Origin of the sequence: Dietzia aurantiaca (assembly GCF_021033825.1) — a bacterium.
GTDB classification, from domain to species: domain Bacteria; phylum Actinomycetota; class Actinomycetes; order Mycobacteriales; family Mycobacteriaceae; genus Dietzia; species Dietzia aurantiaca.
The window spans coordinates 420,202-439,316 of the sequence record NZ_JAIFXZ010000001.1 but is presented as its reverse complement, the minus strand read 5'-3'; the positions used below and the strand labels follow the sequence as shown (position 1 = coordinate 439,316).

The window sequence follows — 19,115 nt, the reverse complement described above, 5'->3', positions numbered from 1 at the left end:
TTTGGGAGTGTAACCAAAAGGTGTGATGTGTAACACTTTCGGCGGTTGCCACTTCGGCGCCACACCCTTTTGGCGCGGAGAGCGAGACGCTGCGCCCTTCCTGTTAGGAATCCTATGCAGTTTCGTGCACGTGCATTCACCGCGGTCGCCGCGGCAGCACTTCTCGCCGCGTCGTCAGGAGGCGGGATCGCTCTCGCTGACACCGACGATTCCGGTTCGGGTTCGGGATCCGGCTCATCAGGTTCCCTGTCCAGCAGCGGTCTAGGTCTCGGAGGCACGATCGGTGATCTGGCGATCGCTGCCGAGGCACTCAATGGCCCCGTCACGGTCACGCCTAACAGCGGCGGCGGTGCCACGGTCACCTATACCAACGAGGGAACGGAAAATGACCGGTGCGTGGGCTTCGTGACGCCGTACTCCACGATCGTCGACGGAGACATCGACGTTGACTTCGACAAGACGCAGCTATCCGAGGGCATCAAGGTCATCACTGCGATCGAAGCCGGGCCTGACGTGTCCATCCTGCTCGGTGACGAGGCCGGAAGCCCGATCGTGCGGGCCGATGACCCGGCCGTTCCGAACGATATCGAAGAAGAGGTCCTCGACCTCCTGTTTGACTTCAATAACCCCGAATTCCCGGCAGAAGCCGTCACGCTGACCCCGGGCAAGTCGGTGTCGTGGAGCACCTCCGTGCCGGAAACCCCCGCTGCCGCAGGAATTGTCTGTACGAGAGGTGCTGTGGATTTCAGTACACGTCCCAACATCTACTTCGGCATCGACAAGCAGGTCGTCGCCGACCAGATCAATGACAAGATCCCCGGCGGCTCGCTCGACGTGGTCTCGGCCGGCTCGATCTCGGGTGGCAGTGTCGGTTTCGGTGCAGGCGCACTCGGCTCGCTGGCCCCCAGTGACGAGGAGTCACCGATCACACCCGCCGAGTGACCGTCTCCGGGTGGGCGCCGCCGTGGTGCACTGACCAGACAAGGCAGCGACCCCGGGAGGGCCCCGTCACACGGCGGGTAGACCGTCCGGGGTCGTCTGCCGTCATCTACTAGCCTGTGTGCCATGACCAGCGCGCATGATCCCCTGGCTCCGCCCGTCACGGACCGCTTCGGCACCCCCGGTGCGCCGGAGGCCACACGCGTGATGCTGCTCGGCTCCGGCGAGTTGGGCAAGGAGGTGGCGATCGCACTCCAGCGCTTGGGCGTGGAGGTGATCGCCGTCGACCGCTACGACGGCGCCCCTGCCCACCAGGTCTCTCACCGCTCCCACACGATCGACATGACGAATGCCGACGAGGTCCGTCGGGTCGTGGAGCTGGAGCGGCCGCAGGTGATCCTGCCCGAGATCGAGGCCATCGCCACCACTGCGCTCGAGGAGATCGAGCGCGAAGGTCTGGCGCGAGTCGTGCCCACCGCGCGGGCGGTCAGGCTGACCATGGATCGCGAAGGCATCCGCCGCCTCGCCGCCGAGGAGCTGGGCCTGCCCACCAGTCGGTACGCCTTCGCCTCGTCGCTCGAGGAGCTACGCGAGGCCTGCGACACGACCGGGTATCCGTGCCTTGTGAAGCCGACGATGTCGTCGTCGGGCAAGGGACAGTCCTCCCTCGACGGTCCCGACGACGTCGAGGCGGCATGGAACTACGCGCAGTCCGGCGCCCGCGTCGCGGGGGCGCGCGTGATCGTGGAGTCGTTCGTCGACTTCGAGTACGAGATCACCCTGCTCACCGTCCGCAGCGTGGACCCGGAGACCGGTCGGATCCGCACCGATTTCTGCGAGCCGATCGGCCACACCCAGGAGCGTGGGGACTACGTGGAGTCGTGGCAGCCGCAGGCCATGACCCAGGACGCCTACGACTCGGCGCGCTCGGTCGCGGCGCGGATCACGGGCGCGCTCGGCGGGGTCGGCGTGTTCGGTGTCGAGCTCTTCGTCAAAGGCGTCGACGTGTACTTCTCCGAGGTCAGCCCCCGCCCTCACGACACCGGTCTGGTCACGCTACGCAGTCAGGTGCTCAGCGAGTTCGAGATGCACGCCCGCGCCGTACTGGGCCTGCCGGTCGTCACGACCATGTCCAGCCCGGGCGCGTCCGCGGTCGTCTACGGCGGGATGGAGGCAGAGGGGGTGGGTTTCACTGGCGTGGCCGCGGCGATGGCTGTGCCGGAAGCCGACCTCCGCCTGTTCGGCAAGCCCTCGACCAGCGAGTTCCGCCGCATGGGCGTGGCGGTGGCCACCGCCGAGAACATCGAGACCGCCCTCGAGCGCGCCCGCAAGGCCGCGTCGCTCGTGCGGGTGGTGAAGTAGGTGCCGCGCGCGGTACTGATCATGGCGACGAGTGTGCCCGAGGGGTCCGACATATGACGACGACGAGTTCGCCGATCGATGAAGCCCGCGACCTACCGCGTGAGCCCACTGCACCGTGGATCCGTGTGCTGGCGATCATCGCGGTGGCGGTCTGGCTGGCGGTGGTGATCTGGCAGTTCATGGTCCTGCCCGACCGGGTCCCCACCCACTTCGACGGCTCCGGCCGGGCGGACGGCTGGTCCAGCAAGAACGGCGCGCTCGCGTTCTCGGTGTTGATCCCCTTGCTGTGCGTGATTCCGCTGCCGTCGCTGGCCCGACTGGTGCTGCGTTGGCCGCAGGCCATCAACGCGCCCAATCGGGACTGGTGGATTACATCCGGCCCACGACTACGCAGGTTCGAGCGGCTGATGCGGGAGGACCTGTGGCTGATCACGGTTCTCACGCTCGCTCTGCTGGTGGCGATCCAGGTGGGGATCACGATGACCGCGCGGGCGGAGGCGGATTCCATGGCGAACGGGGTGCTGTTCGGCTCGCTGGCGGTGTTCGGCGTAGGACTGTTCGCGGTGTTGGCCCGCATGTACGCCGGTGGGCGCTACGCCGAACAGCCCGACCTGGTCTGACGCTATCGGTCAGACCAGCGGCGGGATCGCGGGGTCGATGGGTACCTCGATCACGGTCGGCCCGCTGCGTTCCCACGCCCCGTCGAGTGCGGCCCGAACCTCGGCAGCAGTTCTGGCCACGACGCCGGTGGCGCCGTAGCCCTGAGCGATGAGGTGCGGCTTGAGTCCGGGCAAGTCCAGCCCCGGGACGCCGGGGTTCTTCTGGAACTCGGCGAAGGCCTTGAGGATGCCGTACTCGCCGTTGTTGGGTACCACCACCACCAGCGGCACCTCCTCCCGGACGGCCGTGTAGAGGGCCTGGGGGGAGAACTGCATGGAGCCGTCGCCGATGAGCGCCAACACCGGCCGGTGGGTCGTGAGGTCGCGCTGGGCCAGGGCGATACCCACGGCCGCTGGCAGGTCCCAGCCGAGGGCGCCGCTGGCCATGGCGAAGTAGCTGTCCGGCTGGGTGAACTCCCACTCGGAGTGCAGGTCGGCGATGTTCGAGGGCGACTCCTGGACGATCACGGTGTCGTGGGGGGTGGCCGAGCGAAGCACCCGGAACAGCTGCCGGGCGGTGAGGGGGTCGTGGTCGGCCGGGTCCTCGGGGCGCGGCTCGGCGGAGGCGTGCGGGGCCAGGCGGTGCTCCTGGGTGTCGACGACCGTGTCGGCACTGCGGTCGGGGAGGATCTCGGCCAGTCCGCGCAGCGCCAGCGTGGAGTCGGAGACCAGGCTGTCACCCACCGGGGCGCGACCGGACTCGGCCGGGTCGTCGGTGATGTGCAGCAGCTGCGAGCCGGCGGGGATGTACGCACCGGGAACCCACGGGTAGTAGCGGAACACGGGGGCGCCCACCACCAGGATCACGTCGTGTCCGGCGAGCCGCTCCGACAGCAGGCCCTGTGCGAAGGGCAGGCCGCCGGCGTACAAACGGTGATCCTCGGGGAACGGGACACGCTCGCTCGACGGCGCTGCCCACACGGGCGCGTTCAACCTCTCGGCCAGCGTCACGGCCTCGGCCCAGCCGTCACCGCGGGCGATGTCGGAACCGAAGACCAGGACCGGGTTCTCCGCGCTGGCCAAGGCGGCGGCGAACTCGGCCAACCGGTCGGGGTCGGCGGCCACGCGGCTGGTCACGCTGCGCACCGCGGTGGGGACGGTGGACTCGGCGTCCCAGTCGTCGAGCGGGAGGGACAGGAACACCGGGCCCTGCGGCGGCTGCATTGCTATCGCGTACGCCCGCATGAATGCTGCCGGCACATCCTGAGGGCGGGCGGGCTGGTGCGCCCACTTCACCCACGGGGAGGCGATCGACTGCGGATCGGGGTTCACCAGCCACGGCTCCAGGAGCAGCATCTCGCGGGTCTGCTGGCCGGCGGTGAGGATGAGCGGCGTCTTGTTCTGGAAAGTCGAGTCCAGAGTGCCGAGCGCATTGCTCACCCCGGCCGCGGTATGCACGTTGACGAGCACAGGTCGACGGGTGACCTGCGCGTATCCGTCGGCGGCGGCCACAACGCTCGCCTCTTGAAGGCCGAGTATGTACCGAAAGTCGTCGGGAAAATTCTCGAGGAAGGTCTCCTCGGTCGATCCGGGGTTGCCGAAGATCGTCGTCAACCCCAGTTCGCGAAGGAGCCGGAACGTGGCGGCGCGGACTGTGGTCATGTCATTTTGCCTTCCAGGCGAATCGCCAGCTGAGTGACGAGATCGTCATAAAGACCTTATAACCGCTGTCGGCCGCCGGAGGGAGGATCGGCCGGAACCGTTCGACGGGGCGAGCGCCCCTGTGGATGGTCGTCCACCTCATCCACAGCACCCTGCCAGGAGCGCTGTATGGCCGCTGCCCGCACCTAGCGTGATTCCCTGAGCGGCCCGGGCGTGCGGGCCGGAGGGGAGCGGGGCAGATGGCGGAGCAGGATTCAGCGTCGGACCCACGGCCCGGGTCGGGGCCGGGCCACGGTTCGGCGCCGGAGCAGGGCGGGGCGGAGTTGCTGGCGTTCCAGCAGGCGGCGGTCCTGGGTCAGGCGGTCCGGATCCGCGAGACCGGGGAGGCCGGCGCGACGCGCTCGGCGGAACTGGTCGGGGCACTCGAGGAGGCCTCGGCGGCCGCGTCCGGGATGGCTGCCGCGGTGCCGGGCGGCGTGCTATGCGGAACCGCGCTGGCGGAGTGCGCGGCACTGCTTGCGCGGCGGGCGCGAGACAGCGCGGAGGAGTCCGAACGAATCGCCCGGGCCATGACCCGCGGGGTCGGACTGTTGGCGGAGGCCGACGAGGAGGTTGCGAACCGTGTCTCCCGCGCCGCAGGCTGAGGCGCTGGTCACAGCCATCGACCACGCCGAGGCGCGCTCCGCCGCCGTGGGGCGCGCGGTGTCGGACGCGGCCGAGGACCTGGACACGGTCGCCCGCCGGTTGGGCGCGGACCCCGAGGGCGGGGGGTGGTTCGGCCGGGTGGGACGCCGCGCGCGGGGGAGTGTGGCCGATGCCGCCGCCGAGTCGCGGATGATCGCCGGCGCCTGTCTCTTCCTGTCGGATGTACTGCGCGTGGAAGGCGCGAGGTTGGCGCGGGCGGTGATGAGTTGGGACGACGACGAACTCGCCCGTCCCGGCTCTGGCGATCACACGGCCGTGGTCGATGCCGATCGTGCGCTCGTGCAGCGGCTTCGCGAGGCGGCGGACGCGCTGGCCGGTGCCGCGGACCCGGATACCCGGCCGTGCCTCGACCTGTCCGGGACGACCGGCGACGACCCGCGTGCGATCGCCGCCCTGTGGCACTCGCTCGGGCCTGCCGACCGCGAGCGGCTGGCCCGCGACAACCCGGAGTTGGGGTCGGTAGCGGGGTTGTCATCGGCCGCGCGGGATGCCCTCAATCGGACTCGATTGCGACGGCTGCTCGACGCCCTCGACCGTGGCGGGGCAGACGCCGGGCTCGCGGCCGCGGGGCCGGGGCTCGCTACGCTGTCCGAGTACCTCGACGCCGACCCTCGTCGGCATCTGCTCGCACTGCACGCCGATGGTCGGGCGGTGGTGGCGAGCGAGAATCCGGATGCCGCGGACCGGGTCGTGACGCTGGTGCCCGGCACGGGATCCTCGCTCGAATCACTCGGGCGAACCGGCGAGCGTGCGGAGGCGATGTGTGAGGCGGCGGACGAGGTCCGCTCGCCGGCAGCTCGCGACGCAGAGCCCGTCGATATGGTGCCGGTCGATGCAGAGACCAAGGCGTGCGTGTCGGTGGCGTGGCAGGGTTATGACGCGCCGGACACCATCGCCGAGGCGGGTCGATCGCTGGCATCCGCACGAGCGCACGCCCAGGACCTGCGTACGTATGCCGCCGGCCTGGATGCGGTCGAGGCGATGGACGGCGAGGACGCCCCGCACACGACCGTGGGCTACAGCTACGGCTCGGCGACGCTCGGGGCGGCGGCCTCCGATGCGAAAGGACTGGCGGCCGACCTGATGATCCACGTCGGCAGCCCGGGCGCGGCGGTCGACTCGATCGAGCAGCAGTGGGTGGACGAGGGCGGCGCATCACGGCGGGCCCACGACCGGGAAGTCGCGGGCGTCGCGAGCCGCTGGGATGCGGTGCCGTGGTGGTCGATCACGGGGGTGTTGGGCGAGCGGCCCGGAAGCGGGGACTTCGGAGGATTCGCCGTGGACGTGACGGAACCCGGCTCGGGCCCGGGGGCGGCGCGGAACTCACATTCGCGCTACTTCGACTCGGGCACCATCTCGCTCGAGGAGATCGGACAGCTGGTGGCTGAGACCGAATGACCTGTCCAGGGGCTCGACGGCTCCGCTCGCCACTCTCCGCTACGAGCGGTTGCTGCCGATCTGGCTTGCCCAGATGTCTAGTAGGCGACGCTCTCGGGCGTCGTCACCTCGAAGGATCTGGGTAACAGCGAGCCCTCGCAGGAGGACAAACAGCATGTCGAGGTCATCGCGTGTTATCTGGGCGCCAGCGCCGGTGAGTCCGGTGTCCTCGAGGGCGGTACGCAGGCGACGGCCGAATTCCCGCTGAACCGGTACCAGCGCGTCACGGAGCACGTCATCTGTACGAGCAGCCAGCCAAAGCTCGAGTCCCGCGACGAAGAGTGGTCCGGACATGAACCGGTGCACGAGGGGGACCAGTTGTCGCGGGTCTGTCTTCTCGTTCAGGTTTCCGACTATCGCGGACATTTCGAGTAGTTGGCCGTCGGCGACGTGTCCGATCGCGACCACCAGAAGTTCCTGCATTGAAGGGAAATGGTGCGTCAGAGAGCCGCGGGAGACGCCCGCATACTCCTGGATCTTCGCCATGGTCGTCCCCGCGTAACCGTGACGGACGAGTGACTGCACGGTCGCGTCGAGTAGCGCTGCACGGGTCATCTGCCAACGAACCTGACGCCGGCTATTGCTTTCAGTCACACGATGCACTCTACTAAAACAGACCAACTGGTCGGTTTTCTAGGGAGGTAGCAATGAAGCTCGCGGCGGACCTGATAAGGGAGGGTGCACGGCAACATGCGGACGAGGTGGCGATCTATTTCGGAGAAGACAGCCTGACGTTCCGTGAGGTCGACGAGATGGCCAATCGGTTCGCCAATGTGTTGGCGGAACACGGTGTCGGTCGGGGGGACCGGCTCGCCATCCTCGTGGGGAACGGCTTGTGGACGGTGTCGCTGGATTTCGCCTGTATGAAGGCGGGGATCGCGCGCGTACCCCTGAACGCGCGGCTCTCGGTTGCCGAACACGAGCGAATGATCACAGGGACCGGTGCAACCTTTCTGGTCCACGAGCCGGGGTTGGAGGAGTCCGCAGCCGAGCTGCGAGAGCGGATCTCCGGGCTCACCGTCGTCGGGCTGGGCGGGCCGGCGGCTGGTGGCGGGCCCGACCTTCTTGTCGCTGCCGAGCAGGTTTCACCCGAGGATCCCCGGGTCGAACTGGAGGCCGACGACCCCGTCCTTGTCCTTCACACCTCGGGAACGACGGGCGTCCTCAAAGCCGCGGTCCACTCGCAGGCGTCATTCGCTGCGGTAGCTAAGAACATTCTGGACAACGTCTTTTCGCCGACCACCGACTCCGTGATGCTGCACGCGGCCTCGATGATCCATGCCAGTGGAACGTTCGTCCTGCCGTACTGGCTCCGCGGTGGCGCATCGGCGATTCTTCCTGGATTCGAGCCGAAGGGTTTCCTTGATGCGATCGCTCGATACCGCGCGACCGAAGTCAACCTGGTCCCGACCATGCTCGGAATGCTGTTCGCGAGTGACGCCCTGGAAGCATCGGACATCTCGTCGCTACGGGCGGTCCTGTACGGGGCGAGCCCCATGCCCAGACCGTTGATCGTCCGGGCCTTGAAGCAGTGGGGACCGATTTTCATGCAGTACTACGGACAGACGGAAGCTCCGCTGGTCATCACGGTCCTCACCCAGGAGGATCATCAGAACCCGGCGCTGCTGGGCTCCTGCGGACGCGCAGCCGTGGGGGTGCAGATCCGACTGATGGACGAGGATGGTCTGGAAGTGGCCGCCGGCGACATCGGGGAGATTCAGGTTCGGATGCCGTCGCAGATGGTGGGTTACGACAACGCCGACGAACTCAATGCCGAGATGATCACTGAAGACGGGTGGATTCGTACTCGCGACATGGCCTATGTCGACAACGCCGGCTACTACTTCCTGGTGGATCGTCGCAGCGACATGATCGTGACCGGCGGATACAACGTCTATCCGCGGGAGGTCGAAGATGCTCTGGCGAAGTCCCCGGCGGTCGCCGAGTGCGCAGTAGTCGGAGCTCCGGACCCCGTGTGGGTGGAGGCCGTGACGGCCTTCGTCTCCTTGCGGCCCGGTGCCGGAGTAAGCGAGGAACAGCTGAAGGAGGAAGTCCGCGGTCAGCTGGCGGGCTACAAGGTTCCCAAGCGCATCTACTTCGTGGACGCTATCCCCAAGTCAGCAGTCGGGAAGATACTGCGACGGGCGCTTCGTGAACCACTGTGGGAAGGATCGGGCGCATGACCGACTACAACTCAATCCGGGTAGAGACCAGCGATCGCGTGACGACCGTGATCATGAGTCGCCCGGAGCGACGAAACGCAGTGGACGGCGCGATGGCGTCCGAGCTCGCCCATGCCTTCAGGGCGTTCGATGCAGACCCCGAGGCAGATGTGGCGGTCCTGTGGGGGGATGGCGGCAACTTCTGTGCAGGGGCGGACCTCAAAGCTGTGGGGACCGACGCCTCCAACCGTGTAGCGGTGGACGGTGATGGCCCGATGGGTCCGACCAGGTTGGACCTCGGAAAGCCCGTGATCGCAGCGGTCGAGGGGTTTGCCGTCGCGGGCGGGCTCGAGCTCGCCATCTGGTGCGATCTGAGAGTTGCGGCGTCGGACGCGACCTTCGGGGTCTTCTGTCGGCGATGGGGGGTCCCACTGATCGATGGTGGAACTGTTCGTCTGCCGAGGCTGATCGGGCAGAGCCGAGCGATGGACATGATCCTCACCGGGCGCCCGGTGGATGCCCGGGAGGCACTCGACTTCGGGCTGGCGAACCGGGTGGTCGATTCCGGCGGCGCCCGGCAGTCGGCAGAAGAGCTCGCGCGGCAGCTAGCCGGGTTCCCGCAGACGTGTATGCGCAATGACAGGGCATCCGTAAAGTCGCAGTTCGGGCAGTCCGAGCACGGGGCGATGGATTTCGAGATCCGCGTGGGCCTGGAGTCCCTCTCCACGGACGGCGCCTCCGGAGCGGCACGGTTCAGTGGTGGGGCAGGTCGCCACGGGGACTTCGAAAGCTGACGAGAATGGCCCGCTGAAATCCGGATCTGGCGCGCGGATCGTGCGCAAGATCCGGATTTCAGCGGTCGGTCTGCGAGCGGAAGCCCACTTCGAGCATCTCGTCCCGGCCGGAGAGTTTCGTGCGTTCCCGGCCCGCGGCCTCGCCCAGGTCCCGCTCGCCGGCATCGATAGCCGCCCAGGCGATACCGTCGACCACCTTCACACCCCGCGAGTCCAGCAGATCGCGCACGGCCTGCGGGTCGGGCGACTCGGGGTCCGGCAACAGTCCGGCGTCGAGGTCGCTGAGGAGCTCGGTCACCGATTCCGAGGCGCAGGAACGGTTGGTGCCGATAACCCCGGAGGGGCCGCGCTTGATCCATCCGGCGGTGAACAACCCGGGGATCGGCTTCCCGCCGGGTCCGTCGAGCACCCGCCCCGCGGCGTTGGGGATGGTGGCGGTGGCGTCGTCGAACGGGATTCCCGCGAGCGCCGCGGACCGGTAGCCGACGGCACTGTAGACCGCGTCGACGAGCAGCTCCTCGGTCTCGCCGGTCATCCGAAGGCCGGCCCCGTCCGCCTCGGTGCGTTCCAGGCGTAGACCGGTCACCCGGCCGTCGGTGCCGAGGATCTCCACCGGGGAGCGGTTGAAGCGAAACCGCACGACCTTTTGCCCGCGGGCCAGCGCGGCGGCCTCGGCCTCGTCGGCGTCGGCGTGGCCGGCCTCGGTCTGCTCGGTGGCCCACTTCTCCAGAACGGCATAGATCTGCCCCGCCCGGCGATCGGATTCCCGATATTCGCGGGCCGCCTCGTCGTCGTCATCAAGGTCGGACGGTTCCACCACCACGGCGACCCCCTCCACCTTCTCCATCTCCCGCAGCTCGAGGGTGGTGAACTTGGCCCACGCGGGGCCGCGTCGGCCGATCACCGACACAGTGCTCGCGGCGGTGGTGCCGAAGCCGGTGCGGACATGCTCGGGGATATCGGTGGCCTCGAGCTGTTCCGGCGTGCGCACCAGCATCCGCGCGATGTCGAGCGCCACGTTGCCCACACCCACGACGGCGGCGCGCTCGGCGGCCAGATCCCACTTCGGATGCGCATCGGGATGACCGTCGTACCAGGTCACGAACTCGGCTGCCCCGTACGCGCCGTCCAGGTCCTCGCCGGGGATCCCCATCTCGCGGTCCGCGAGCGCGCCGGTCGCGAAGATCACGGCGTGGTGGTGGCGGCGTAGGTCCTCGACGGTGATGTCGGTGCCGAAGTGCACGTTGCCGAGGAAGCGGATGCGCGGGTCCTGCCCGATCTTCCAGAGGTTGTTGGCGATTCCCTTGATCCGCGGATGGTCGGGGGCGACCCCGTGGCGCAGCAGTCCGAACGGCACGGGCAGGGAGTCGAACAGGTCTACGACGATCTCTCGATCGTGCTTATCCGCCCAGGTCAGCAGGGCATCGCAGGCGAAAACCCCGGCCGGTCCGGAACCGACCACGGCGATACGGAGAGGAGAAGATGAGGGCCACGTCATAGTCCGATGCTCTCACGCATCAGCCGGTCAGGTCGGGCGTCCGGCTGGATGCGGATCCTGCGATCTGACAGGTGTCGGATCGGGGGCTGGCGGAGGCAGCGGCCCCGGCGCGGTGGCCACGGAGACCTCGACCCGAACGATCCATGGTCGGAGGAGCATAATGGCCTCCTATGAGCGACTATGCCGGAGATCTCGCCCCCAGCCAGGCCTGGGAGCTGCTCGCCTCGGACCCGGACGCCACGCTCGTCGACGTCCGCACCAGCGCCGAATGGCAGTGGGTGGGCGCCGCCGACCTGTCCGAGCTGGGCAAGCGCGCGGTGGGGATCGAGTGGATGACCTCCGCCGGGCAACCCAACGTGCGGTTCGTCGAGCAACTGGCCGAGGCCGGGCTGTCGCCCGAGGCTCCGGTGCTGTTCCTGTGCCGCAGCGGGGGCCGGTCCGCCGCCGCCGCGGCCGTGGCCACCGCCGCCGGATACACCACCGCCTACAACGTGGCCGAGGGCTTCGAGGGCGGCCCGGACGCGCAGGGCCACCGCGGCACCGTGAACGGATGGAAGGTCGCGGGCCTGGCCTGGCGCCAGTCCTGACCGCCCGTCGCGGGGCGAAGATTGACGACGACGACATCACCCACTACGACAACACCGAGAGATAGCAGCGAATGAAGAACAACGAGCTCCCCGACGGACTCCACCCCGACACGCTGGGCGTGCGGGCCGGGCAGATGCGCACCGGCTTCGAGGAGACCACGGAGCCGATGTTCCTCAACTCGGGCTACGTCTACGACTCGGCCGAGGCCGCGGAGGCGTCGTTCGACGGCACGACCGAGCGGTTCGTGTATTCGCGCTACGGCAACCCGACCGTCGCCATGTTCGAGGAGCGGCTGCGCCAGATCGAGGGCGCCGAGGACTGCTTCGCGACGTCCTCGGGCATGTCCGCGGTGTTCGTGGCGCTGGCCGCGCTGTGCGGTGAGGGCTCGCGCCTGGTGGCGTCGCGGGCGCTGTTCGGCTCGTGTTTCGTGATCTGCGACGACATCCTTCCGCGCTGGGGCGTGGAGACCGTGTTCGTGGACGGCACCGACCTCGACCAGTGGCGCGAGGCGCTCAGCGAGCCGACCGACGCCGTGTTCTTCGAGACCCCCTCCAATCCGATGCAGGAGCTGGTGGACGTGCGCGCGGTGTGCGAGCTCGCGCATGCGGCCGGCGCGAAGGTCGTGGTGGACAACGTCTTTGCCACCGTCCTGCACCAGAAGCCGCTCGAGCTGGGCGCCGACGTGGTGGTGTACTCCACCACCAAGCACATCGACGGCCAGGGCCGCGTCCTCGGCGGTGCCGTGTTGGGCACGGAGGAGTTCGTGTCCGGGCCGGTCAAGCACCTCATGCGCCATGCCGGGTTCGGGATGAACGCGTTCAACGCCTGGGTGCTGGTCAAGGGATTGGAGACCATGGGGCTGCGCGTGGAGCGGATGTCGGCCAACGCGCTGGAGGTGGCGCGGTTCCTCGAGTCGCATGACGCGGTGGACTTCGTGACGTACTCGATGCTCGAATCGCACCCCCAGCACGAGCTGGCCACGGCGCAGATGTCGGGCGGCGGGTCGGTGGTGACGTTCGGGCTCAAGTTCGACGACGACGCCGACGGCGGCAAGCAGCGCTGCTTCGATCTGCTCAACGCCCTGCGCGTCATCGACATCTCCAACAACCTCGGCGATGCCAAGACGCTGGTCACGCACCCGGCCACCACCACTCACGCGTCCATGGATCCCGAGGCTCGTGCGGCGGTGGGCATCGGCCAGAACGTGATCCGACTCTCGGTGGGCCTCGAGCACGCGGGCGATCTGATCGACGACCTGGCGCGCGGGCTGGGCTGAGCTGCTGGCCCGTCGGGCCTGCGCTGAGTTCTACGAGTCGGCGTCGCGGCGAGTGATGTCGATGGGCCAGGCCAGCGTCAGCAACGAGTCGGTCACCGGCGCGTCGGCGTTCAGACTCAGCTCGAGGCACACGGTCACCGGCGCGCCGGGTGTGGTGCGAGTGGCCGCCGGCAGCACCAGCGGCGCGTCCGCGGTGGGGGCGTCGACGGGCACGGCTTCGGTCGGGTCGCCGGCCAGGAGGCCGGAGACCACGCCGGGTCGGCCGGGGGTGAAGGTGGGCTCGGCGCAGGCTCCGCTGGTCGACGACACCGCGCGGATGCGGACGTGGGCGGCGGTGTCCGGATTGCCGTCGACCAGAGCCCCGGAGCCGATCTCGACGAGCGCGTCGGACTTGGAATCGACGCTCGTGCGCAGGGTGAGCGGCTGGTAGGCCGAGCGGTTGCGCAGCGCCGCGGTGTCGACGCGAACCGGGAAGTGACCGCCGGCGGAGGAGATGGGCGCGGTCCAGGTGGTGCCGAAGTCGGTGGAGGCCTGGACGGACCAGGCGGAGGCGCGGAGTTCGGAGTCCCGCAGCTCGGCCTCGTGGTCCTGGGCGATCATCGAGGCGCCGAGAGCACAGGCGGAGGCAGCGCCGAGGGCGACCAGGGTGCTGGCCGCGTGTCGGATACGCATGGTGCCTCCGAAGCGTGCAGTGGTGCTGTTGTGCTGGTGTTGCGGGGCGCCGGTCAGGGGAGGGGATCCCTGGCCGTGGTGGCGTCCGATTCACTTAGAGTATTGCGCCCCATGCCGGTCTTGTTACATATCGGCCCGGCGAGTGGGGCATCTCACGGGCCGGTGCGGCGTGTCGTGTGGATCGCTCGGCCGGGTCAGCGGATATAGACAACGGTTCCGGTCTTCTGGTTGATGGCGGCCCAACGCCAGCCGTCCTCGTCCGGGTCCTCGGATGCGAAGGTCGACCAGGTGGTGCCGGGGTCGCCGCCGCTGAGCCAAATCTCGAGCGCCGTGGCGCCCTGCCGCGCGTCGGTGGGGACGGTATCGCCGTCGATGACGACGACGAGGTCTTCCTCTCGCGCAGTGATCGCCTCGACGTCTTCGAGTCGCGCAGTGGGCGACAGTGTTCCGGGGTCGCGGGGGATGGCGGCCGTGAGAGCCTGCGACGTCGAGATGGTCGTCGGCAGGGTGGGCACGCTAGTGGGCGCGGCTGCGGTGTTGCGTGGCGCCTGCGTTGACGTCGGCTCAGTGGTGCTGGCGCTTGAGATGGTCCTGGTAGTGAGACTCGCCATCAAGGCGGGGTTGGCCTGTTCGTCGCGGATGCTGGTCGTGGCCGGTTTAGTTGCCTCGTCGGGATTCGGCGGGGTGGAGGCGGTGCTCTTCGATGCCGCGGTGTGCTCGCTCAATGAGGTCACTGTGGAGGGCGGCAATCGGTCGGCGCGTTCGGCGACTGCGGGCGACCCGAGTAGAGGGAAAAGTCCGCAGGTAAGTTCTACGCCAAGGATAAGGACGCTGACCCCGAGGGCGGTCCCGTCGATTGCGGGCCCCACCCAACCTTCGATAAATGGACTGACGGATAAATTGATTGTCAGGTTTATAAGGCCTGAAGGTTTCCATAAATAAGTGAAACTCGGTTCGTCGACATCGAAAGTTTTAGAATTTCCGCCAAGTAATCCTTGGGTGACGGTAATTCGATACTTGATGTTGACGTCAGGATTCAGTCCAGCGGGCCGGTCCCAAGTCAGCCGAATTTCGTTATTGAGGAGTCCGGACAGTGTGCCATGATCTAGACATTTCGGATCCTGTATAGGTCCCAAGGTTAGAGCCTGAAAAGTGCTCTTCGCGTCGTTGGAATCCTGCCAGGCGGCCGCCGTGGACTCCGAGGCTCTCAGCGAGCAGGACAAGAAAAGTGCGAGGGCAAGAATGCTGAATAGGGCAATGATTACATTCGCATATCGGCGCGGCCGGAAAGTCGCGCCGAGTTTTGGGCCCCGTCTGGTCATGGCACATCCTCGGTGAAGACCGATACAGCGCCCCACGCCCAAGTGTGGTCGGCTTCGTACCCTTGTATGTTGCTCGGAGCGTCGATGGAAAGCCCGACCTCAAAGCAGTAGGCAGCGTAGTCGGCTTCTGTTGCGGAGATCCGCTGCGTCGAGGTGGATTCCGATTGCTCTGACAAGATAAGCCATTTGTCCGAATTGCCGAGAACGTAAGTTGGATTGCCGATAAATGAGTCCGCATCGCAGGTGGGTATCGGACTTTCGGGAGTCCAAGTATCGTGCACGATTTTGCTTACGACCCGGTAGTGCAGGTGGTCCGCGATCGCCTCCTGCGACCCTGCGCCGCTGACAGTCAGCTCAGCATCCAGGTCGGAGTGCGAGGTGGTGCGCACGAGCACCGGGGCGTACACCACTGCGCCCGGGTACATGTCGGTCGCATTGAAAGTCATTTCATTGACGCCGTCGCCGGTGGTCCATCCACTGCCGACGTTGAGCTCAATGCCGAAGGACCCCGCACTGAATGCTCCGGTGACTAATACGTTGTCGGACCACGCGGCAAGAGTGGCAGCGGCGCCTAGTCCCAGCACGAGGCCGCCGGATAGCAGGGCTTTGCGCTGGCGCGACGTCCCCGCGACCCGATGAATGCGCCCTGGACGGTTGAGCCTCATCTCACTGCTGCCTTCGAGGCCAGAAGGACCACACGACGAGGAGCGCAGCCGCAACCGTGATTCCAGCCATGTAGATCGGCTGACTCACGGTGGCCACCAGGCGGGCGAGCCTGGGGGCATGCCACAATACCTTTTTGACCTCCGTTACTTCGTACGGCTCCATGTCGGCTGAACCGTTGGCGTCCCCCTTCATCTCGATCGAGTAGGCACCGCTGCCGATCGGTGTGGTCGAAATGACTCGGTGCGTCACCGGGAGGTTGTCATCTCCGCGGGACACTGTCGTCACGTCGCCGACGCGGATGTCCGATGCTGGTATTTCACGGACGATGGCGAGAGAGCCAGCCGGGATTGTGGGGGACATCGACCCCGTCTTGAACATGATCAGGCTGATGTTCAAGGCGAACGCCGTGATCGTCGCGGCGATGCACACTGCGCCGAGGATTGAGAGCGCTGTGAGGGCCAGGTCCTCGATCCGTGTCCAGACGCGCACCTGCCGACGCCCGGAGGTTGCCGGAGCCTCGATTTCAGTAACTGTGACCATAAAGCTTCCTCCGTGCAGCATGCCGGGGCGCACAGCCGGTCCGTTCTGCGTTGTGCCGCGAAGTCAGAAGGTGCGGGAGGGTCGTCTCAACAACGCCGCCCGCACCAGCTGACGGCCCGGAATTTCAGTTGCGTCGTCCGGAACTAGAGGGACTCCCCGTTAAACTGCCAAGTCGTGGTGACGGGGGCCTCGAACGTCCAGGCCGGATCGTTCGAGGGGGCGCCAGGCTCCTGCTCGGGGAGCGTGACTGCGATGCATACAGTGACTGCGGTGGTAGCCGGCGCGTCAGCGTTGCTCAGCGTGAACGTTGTGGCCTCAGGGGTATCGGCGTTCACTGACGTCTCAGCGGGGACGATGACGGTTCCGCCGGCAGCGCCTGCCGCGCACTCGGCGGGGGTGAGGCCGGTTCGCGCACCATACGTGAGCAGGGCGGCCAGGTTGGCGTCGCCCGTGCTTGACGCGTCGACGATCCGCACGTTGGCGGAGTTTGCCGCCTTCTCGGGGTCGATTCGAAGCGAGATCGGGGAGTAGACGGTGGTCCCTGGGACCATGGCGTCGAAGCCGGTCGAGAAGGACAGGGGAGCTGCTCCGGCTGAGGTGTTGTAGTCACTCCATGTCCCGCCCGAGAAATCGTTCTCGGTGCTCGAATTTCCCTGGATGTTGAACTGACCAGTTGTGAACTGACCACCGGCGAACACATCATCCGACCAGGCGGCCAAGGTCACTGCGGCGCCGAGGCCCAGGACTACACCGCCAGCGAGGATGGCCTTGCGCTTGCGCTTACGGTCCTGCTGCCGCTGGAGGTCCGCAGGCATGGGAGTGGAGGCGTCCATAGGGCGCTGCCTTTCCGAGGGGGACCGCAGAGGCGATCCCGAGGGGGAGGGAAGTCGTGCTGGCCAAACACTGAGTAGCCGAGCTGATCGACAGTGGGCCATGAGGGGGTGACCCACCAGAATGATGACAGAAAATTTCTATGATGGGAAATAGTTCATCAACTGGAACTTGCTGCCTGTCCGTATTTCTCGGGGCCGGAGAGCCGCTCACCGTCGGCGCGGGGTGTGTATCGCGCTGTCCAGTTCTCAGGTTTGACACATGTCGGCCATGCTCACCGCACGTGAGGGGAGGCCACTCCAAGATCTCCCGCGGTGTCGGACGCCGCTGGCATACTCGCCACCGTGCCCGCGCGAGCCGGCGGCAACGCTGCTCACGCATACCCCCGAAGGAGCCATCTATGCCCACCACCCCGCCCCTGAAGCTCGGTTACAAGGCCTCGGCCGAGCAGTTCGGTCCGCGTGATCTGGTGGAGTTCGCGGTTCTGGCCGAGCAGGCGGGGATGGATTCGGCGACGGTGTCGGATCATTTCCAGCCGTGGCGTCACGACGGTGGTCACGCGCCGTTCTCTCTGTCGTGGCTGACCGCGGTCGGTGAGCGCACCGAGCGGCTGCAGTTGGGCACGTCGGTGCTCACGCCGACGTTCCGTTACAACCCGGCGGTGCTGGCGCAGGCGTTCGCGACCATGGCGTGCCTGTACCCGGGCCGAGTGTTCCTCGGTGTGGGGACCGGTGAGGCCCTGAATGAGATCGCGACCGGTCACCAGGGTGAGTGGCCGGCGTTCAAGGAGCGTTTCGCTCGGTTGCGTGAGTCGGTCCGGCTCATGCGTGAGTTGTGGACGGGTGAGACCACCAGTTTCGAGGGTGACTTCTACTCGACCAACGACGCGTTCCTCTACGACGTGCCCTCCGGTGGTGTGCCGGTGTACATCGCCGCCGGTGGTCCGGTGGTGGCCAAGTACGCCGGCCGCGTGGGGGACGGGTTCATCTGTACCTCGGGCAAGGGGATGGAGTTGTACACCGACAAGCTGCTGCCGGCCGTGGAGGAGGGCGCCGCGATCAACGAGCGTGATTCGGCGGCGATCGATCGGATGATCGAGATCAAGATCAGCTACGACCCCGACCCGGCCGCGGCGCTGGAGAACTGCCGGTTCTGGGCGCCGCTGTCGCTGACCCCGGAGCAGAAGCACTCGGTGGACTCGCCGCGTGAGATGGAGCGCCTGGCCGACGAGCTGCCCATCGAGCAGGTCGCCAAGCGCTGGATCGTCGCCTCCGACCCCGACGACGCCGTCGAGCAGGTCAAGCAGTACGTCGACGCCGGCCTGAACCACCTGGTCTTCCACGCCCCCGGCCACGACCAGAAACGATTCCTGGATCTGTTCAAGACCGATCTCGAACCGCGATTGAGGAACCTGGCATGAGCGAAGAGAACGAACTTACCGGCCCGGTCTCGGCCGACCTCGCCGGGCTCGAGGGCATCCTCGGCGGCAAGGCCTCCGTCCGCGTCCTGCGCTATCCGCACGAGACCGAGCCGGATGAGGAGGGGAACACCACCGAGTGGCACTGCGACATCGTCGTCGTCGACGACATGCCCGCCCCCGGCTTCTCCACCTACGCCACCATCGGCGCGCGTGAGCTCCCCACCAACGTCACCACGCCCGAGGGGCGACAGATCCGCAGTGAGTTCGTCACCGTCGGCCGCACCGAGCACCGCGCCATGGCCGACGTGCTCGACGCCTGTGCGCTCGCCGTCGCGACCGGCTCCATCCACGTCGCCCCCGGCGCGGTGATCCCCAACGCCGTGGGGCTCGTCGACTCCGGGCGACGCTGCGAGCACCTCGTCCTGTCCCCGCCGTTCCTGTGGCCCGACCTCGAGGTGGTGGACGAGTCCGGCGGCGCCGACGGCACCGGGCCGCTCCTCACCCGGCTGCAGGCCGTGCCCATCACCACCGCCGAGATGTCCGCGATCGTGAAGGAGGGTGCCGACGCGCTGTTCGAGAAACTCGACACCGCGGACGCCGACGTCACCAACCCCGACCGGCCCAGCGTCGTCTGACGAGGCG

19 protein-coding genes are annotated in these 19,115 nt (G+C 67.4%); 11 read left to right on the top strand and 8 right to left on the bottom strand.

The annotated features are described in order from the left end of the window. Positions 1–114: 114 nt before the first annotated feature. The 3 genes from K3888_RS02150 (at position 115) to K3888_RS02140 (ending at position 2,921) form a co-directional block, all read left to right on the top strand. Positions 115–942, top strand: a complete 828-nt coding sequence (locus K3888_RS02150) for a hypothetical protein (protein ID WP_230928567.1) — start codon at positions 115–117, stop codon at positions 940–942. A 123-nt stretch (positions 943–1,065) separates the two neighbouring features. Then, positions 1,066–2,301 carry a formate-dependent phosphoribosylglycinamide formyltransferase gene (purT, locus tag K3888_RS02145; protein ID WP_230928566.1) on the top strand — a complete coding sequence of 412 codons (1,236 nt, stop codon included), beginning with the start codon at positions 1,066–1,068 and terminating at the stop codon, positions 2,299–2,301. Between the two features lie 53 nt (positions 2,302–2,354). Further along, positions 2,355–2,921 (top strand): DUF1648 domain-containing protein, encoded by a 567-nt coding sequence (locus tag K3888_RS02140; protein WP_230928565.1) that lies wholly within the window; start codon positions 2,355–2,357, stop codon positions 2,919–2,921. Positions 2,922–2,930: 9 nt separating this feature from the next. On the opposite strand, the gene mdlC is transcribed toward K3888_RS02140, so the two are convergent. Continuing rightward, positions 2,931–4,562, bottom strand: a complete 1,632-nt coding sequence (gene mdlC, locus K3888_RS02135) for a benzoylformate decarboxylase (protein ID WP_230928564.1) — start codon at positions 4,560–4,562, stop codon at positions 2,931–2,933. 239 nt (positions 4,563–4,801) lie between these two features. Between mdlC and K3888_RS02130 the strand changes: the two genes are divergently transcribed. Both K3888_RS02130 and K3888_RS02125 read left to right on the top strand, forming a co-directional pair. Continuing rightward, positions 4,802–5,206 (top strand): hypothetical protein, encoded by a 405-nt coding sequence (locus K3888_RS02130; protein WP_230928678.1) that lies wholly within the window; start codon positions 4,802–4,804, stop codon positions 5,204–5,206. After that, complete coding sequence (locus tag K3888_RS02125) at positions 5,184–6,665, top strand: alpha/beta hydrolase (protein ID WP_230928563.1); 1,482 nt, start codon at positions 5,184–5,186, stop codon at positions 6,663–6,665. The genes K3888_RS02130 and K3888_RS02125 overlap by 23 nt, the downstream gene beginning before the upstream one ends. Positions 6,666–6,704: 39 nt before the next feature. Here the strand turns inward: K3888_RS02125 and K3888_RS02120 are convergent, their stop codons facing one another. Further along, on the bottom strand, positions 6,705–7,298 hold the full coding sequence (locus K3888_RS02120) for a TetR/AcrR family transcriptional regulator (protein WP_230928562.1): 594 nt from the start codon (positions 7,296–7,298) through the stop codon (positions 6,705–6,707). 53 nt (positions 7,299–7,351) lie between these two features. Here K3888_RS02120 and K3888_RS02115 point away from each other — a divergent pair, with 53 nt between their 5' ends. Further along, the gene (locus tag K3888_RS02115) at positions 7,352–8,887 is read left to right on the top strand and encodes a class I adenylate-forming enzyme family protein (RefSeq protein WP_230928561.1); all 1,536 of its coding nucleotides are present in this window, start codon (positions 7,352–7,354) and stop codon (positions 8,885–8,887) included. Then, a complete protein-coding gene (locus tag K3888_RS02110) occupies positions 8,884–9,660 on the top strand; it encodes a crotonase/enoyl-CoA hydratase family protein (RefSeq protein ID WP_230928560.1) in 777 nt (258 codons plus the stop codon). Before K3888_RS02115 ends, K3888_RS02110 begins: the two co-directional genes overlap by 4 nt. A gap of 58 nt (positions 9,661–9,718) precedes the next feature. On the opposite strand, the gene K3888_RS02105 is transcribed toward K3888_RS02110, so the two are convergent. Beyond that, entirely contained in the window at positions 9,719–11,158 is a 1,440-nt protein-coding gene (locus K3888_RS02105) for a ferredoxin--NADP reductase domain-containing protein (protein WP_230928559.1), read from the bottom strand. A gap of 170 nt (positions 11,159–11,328) precedes the next feature. On the opposite strand from K3888_RS02105, the gene K3888_RS02100 reads away from it, so the two are divergent. Then, positions 11,329–11,745 (top strand): rhodanese-like domain-containing protein, encoded by a 417-nt coding sequence (locus K3888_RS02100; RefSeq protein ID WP_230928558.1) that lies wholly within the window; start codon positions 11,329–11,331, stop codon positions 11,743–11,745. Positions 11,746–11,816: 71 nt separating this feature from the next. Then, positions 11,817–13,022 (top strand): O-succinylhomoserine sulfhydrylase, encoded by a 1,206-nt coding sequence (locus K3888_RS02095; RefSeq protein ID WP_230928557.1) that lies wholly within the window; start codon positions 11,817–11,819, stop codon positions 13,020–13,022. 30 nt (positions 13,023–13,052) lie between these two features. Here K3888_RS02095 and K3888_RS02090 read toward each other — a convergent pair whose 3' ends face one another. The 5 genes from K3888_RS02090 to K3888_RS02070 all read right to left on the bottom strand — a co-directional run bounded on the left by K3888_RS02090 (position 13,053) and on the right by K3888_RS02070 (position 17,055). Beyond that, entirely contained in the window at positions 13,053–13,694 is a 642-nt protein-coding gene (locus K3888_RS02090) for a hypothetical protein (protein ID WP_230928556.1), read from the bottom strand. A 194-nt stretch (positions 13,695–13,888) separates the two neighbouring features. Then, the gene (locus tag K3888_RS02085) at positions 13,889–15,016 is read right to left on the bottom strand and encodes a hypothetical protein (protein WP_230928555.1); all 1,128 of its coding nucleotides are present in this window, start codon (positions 15,014–15,016) and stop codon (positions 13,889–13,891) included. Beyond that, positions 15,013–15,681 carry a SipW-dependent-type signal peptide-containing protein gene (locus K3888_RS02080; RefSeq protein WP_230928554.1) on the bottom strand — a complete coding sequence of 223 codons (669 nt, stop codon included), beginning with the start codon at positions 15,679–15,681 and terminating at the stop codon, positions 15,013–15,015. Before K3888_RS02080 ends, K3888_RS02085 begins: the two co-directional genes overlap by 4 nt. A 1-nt stretch (position 15,682) precedes the next feature. After that, positions 15,683–16,222: a signal peptidase I gene (locus tag K3888_RS02075; RefSeq protein WP_230928553.1), complete on the bottom strand. Its 540-nt coding sequence runs from the start codon at positions 16,220–16,222 to the stop codon at positions 15,683–15,685. Between the two features lie 143 nt (positions 16,223–16,365). Next, positions 16,366–17,055, bottom strand: a complete 690-nt coding sequence (locus K3888_RS02070; protein WP_230928552.1) for a SipW-dependent-type signal peptide-containing protein — start codon at positions 17,053–17,055, stop codon at positions 16,366–16,368. 398 nt (positions 17,056–17,453) lie between these two features. Between K3888_RS02070 and fgd the strand changes: the two genes are divergently transcribed. Both fgd and K3888_RS02060 read left to right on the top strand, forming a co-directional pair. Then, positions 17,454–18,473 carry a glucose-6-phosphate dehydrogenase (coenzyme-F420) gene (gene fgd, locus K3888_RS02065; protein ID WP_230928551.1) on the top strand — a complete coding sequence of 340 codons (1,020 nt, stop codon included), beginning with the start codon at positions 17,454–17,456 and terminating at the stop codon, positions 18,471–18,473. Beyond that, positions 18,470–19,108 (top strand): suppressor of fused domain protein, encoded by a 639-nt coding sequence (locus tag K3888_RS02060; RefSeq protein ID WP_230928550.1) that lies wholly within the window; start codon positions 18,470–18,472, stop codon positions 19,106–19,108. Before fgd ends, K3888_RS02060 begins: the two co-directional genes overlap by 4 nt. Positions 19,109–19,115: the final 7 nt, after the last annotated feature.

What these genes read in the sequence shown, in the direction of transcription:
- K3888_RS02105 (WP_230928559.1), bottom strand. Translation starts at nt 11,158, where the DNA reads ATGACGTGGCCCTCATCTTCTCCTCTCCGTATCGCCGTGGTCGGTTCC.
- K3888_RS02080 (WP_230928554.1), bottom strand. Translation starts at nt 15,681, where the DNA reads ATGAGGCTCAACCGTCCAGGGCGCATTCATCGGGTCGCGGGGACGTCG.
- fgd (WP_230928551.1), top strand. Translation starts at nt 17,454, where the DNA reads ATGCCCACCACCCCGCCCCTGAAGCTCGGTTACAAGGCCTCGGCCGAG.
- mdlC (WP_230928564.1), bottom strand. Translation starts at nt 4,562, where the DNA reads ATGACCACAGTCCGCGCCGCCACGTTCCGGCTCCTTCGCGAACTGGGG.
- K3888_RS02140 (WP_230928565.1), top strand. Translation starts at nt 2,355, where the DNA reads ATGACGACGACGAGTTCGCCGATCGATGAAGCCCGCGACCTACCGCGT.
- K3888_RS02075 (WP_230928553.1), bottom strand. Translation starts at nt 16,222, where the DNA reads ATGGTCACAGTTACTGAAATCGAGGCTCCGGCAACCTCCGGGCGTCGG.
- K3888_RS02150 (WP_230928567.1), top strand. Translation starts at nt 115, where the DNA reads ATGCAGTTTCGTGCACGTGCATTCACCGCGGTCGCCGCGGCAGCACTT.
- K3888_RS02090 (WP_230928556.1), bottom strand. Translation starts at nt 13,694, where the DNA reads ATGCGTATCCGACACGCGGCCAGCACCCTGGTCGCCCTCGGCGCTGCC.
- K3888_RS02115 (WP_230928561.1), top strand. Translation starts at nt 7,352, where the DNA reads ATGAAGCTCGCGGCGGACCTGATAAGGGAGGGTGCACGGCAACATGCG.
- K3888_RS02100 (WP_230928558.1), top strand. Translation starts at nt 11,329, where the DNA reads ATGAGCGACTATGCCGGAGATCTCGCCCCCAGCCAGGCCTGGGAGCTG.
- K3888_RS02110 (WP_230928560.1), top strand. Translation starts at nt 8,884, where the DNA reads ATGACCGACTACAACTCAATCCGGGTAGAGACCAGCGATCGCGTGACG.
- K3888_RS02060 (WP_230928550.1), top strand. Translation starts at nt 18,470, where the DNA reads ATGAGCGAAGAGAACGAACTTACCGGCCCGGTCTCGGCCGACCTCGCC.
- K3888_RS02085 (WP_230928555.1), bottom strand. Translation starts at nt 15,016, where the DNA reads ATGACCAGACGGGGCCCAAAACTCGGCGCGACTTTCCGGCCGCGCCGA.
- purT (WP_230928566.1), top strand. Translation starts at nt 1,066, where the DNA reads ATGACCAGCGCGCATGATCCCCTGGCTCCGCCCGTCACGGACCGCTTC.
- K3888_RS02095 (WP_230928557.1), top strand. Translation starts at nt 11,817, where the DNA reads ATGAAGAACAACGAGCTCCCCGACGGACTCCACCCCGACACGCTGGGC.
- K3888_RS02130 (WP_230928678.1), top strand. Translation starts at nt 4,802, where the DNA reads ATGGCGGAGCAGGATTCAGCGTCGGACCCACGGCCCGGGTCGGGGCCG.
- K3888_RS02070 (WP_230928552.1), bottom strand. Translation starts at nt 17,055, where the DNA reads ATGGACGCCTCCACTCCCATGCCTGCGGACCTCCAGCGGCAGCAGGAC.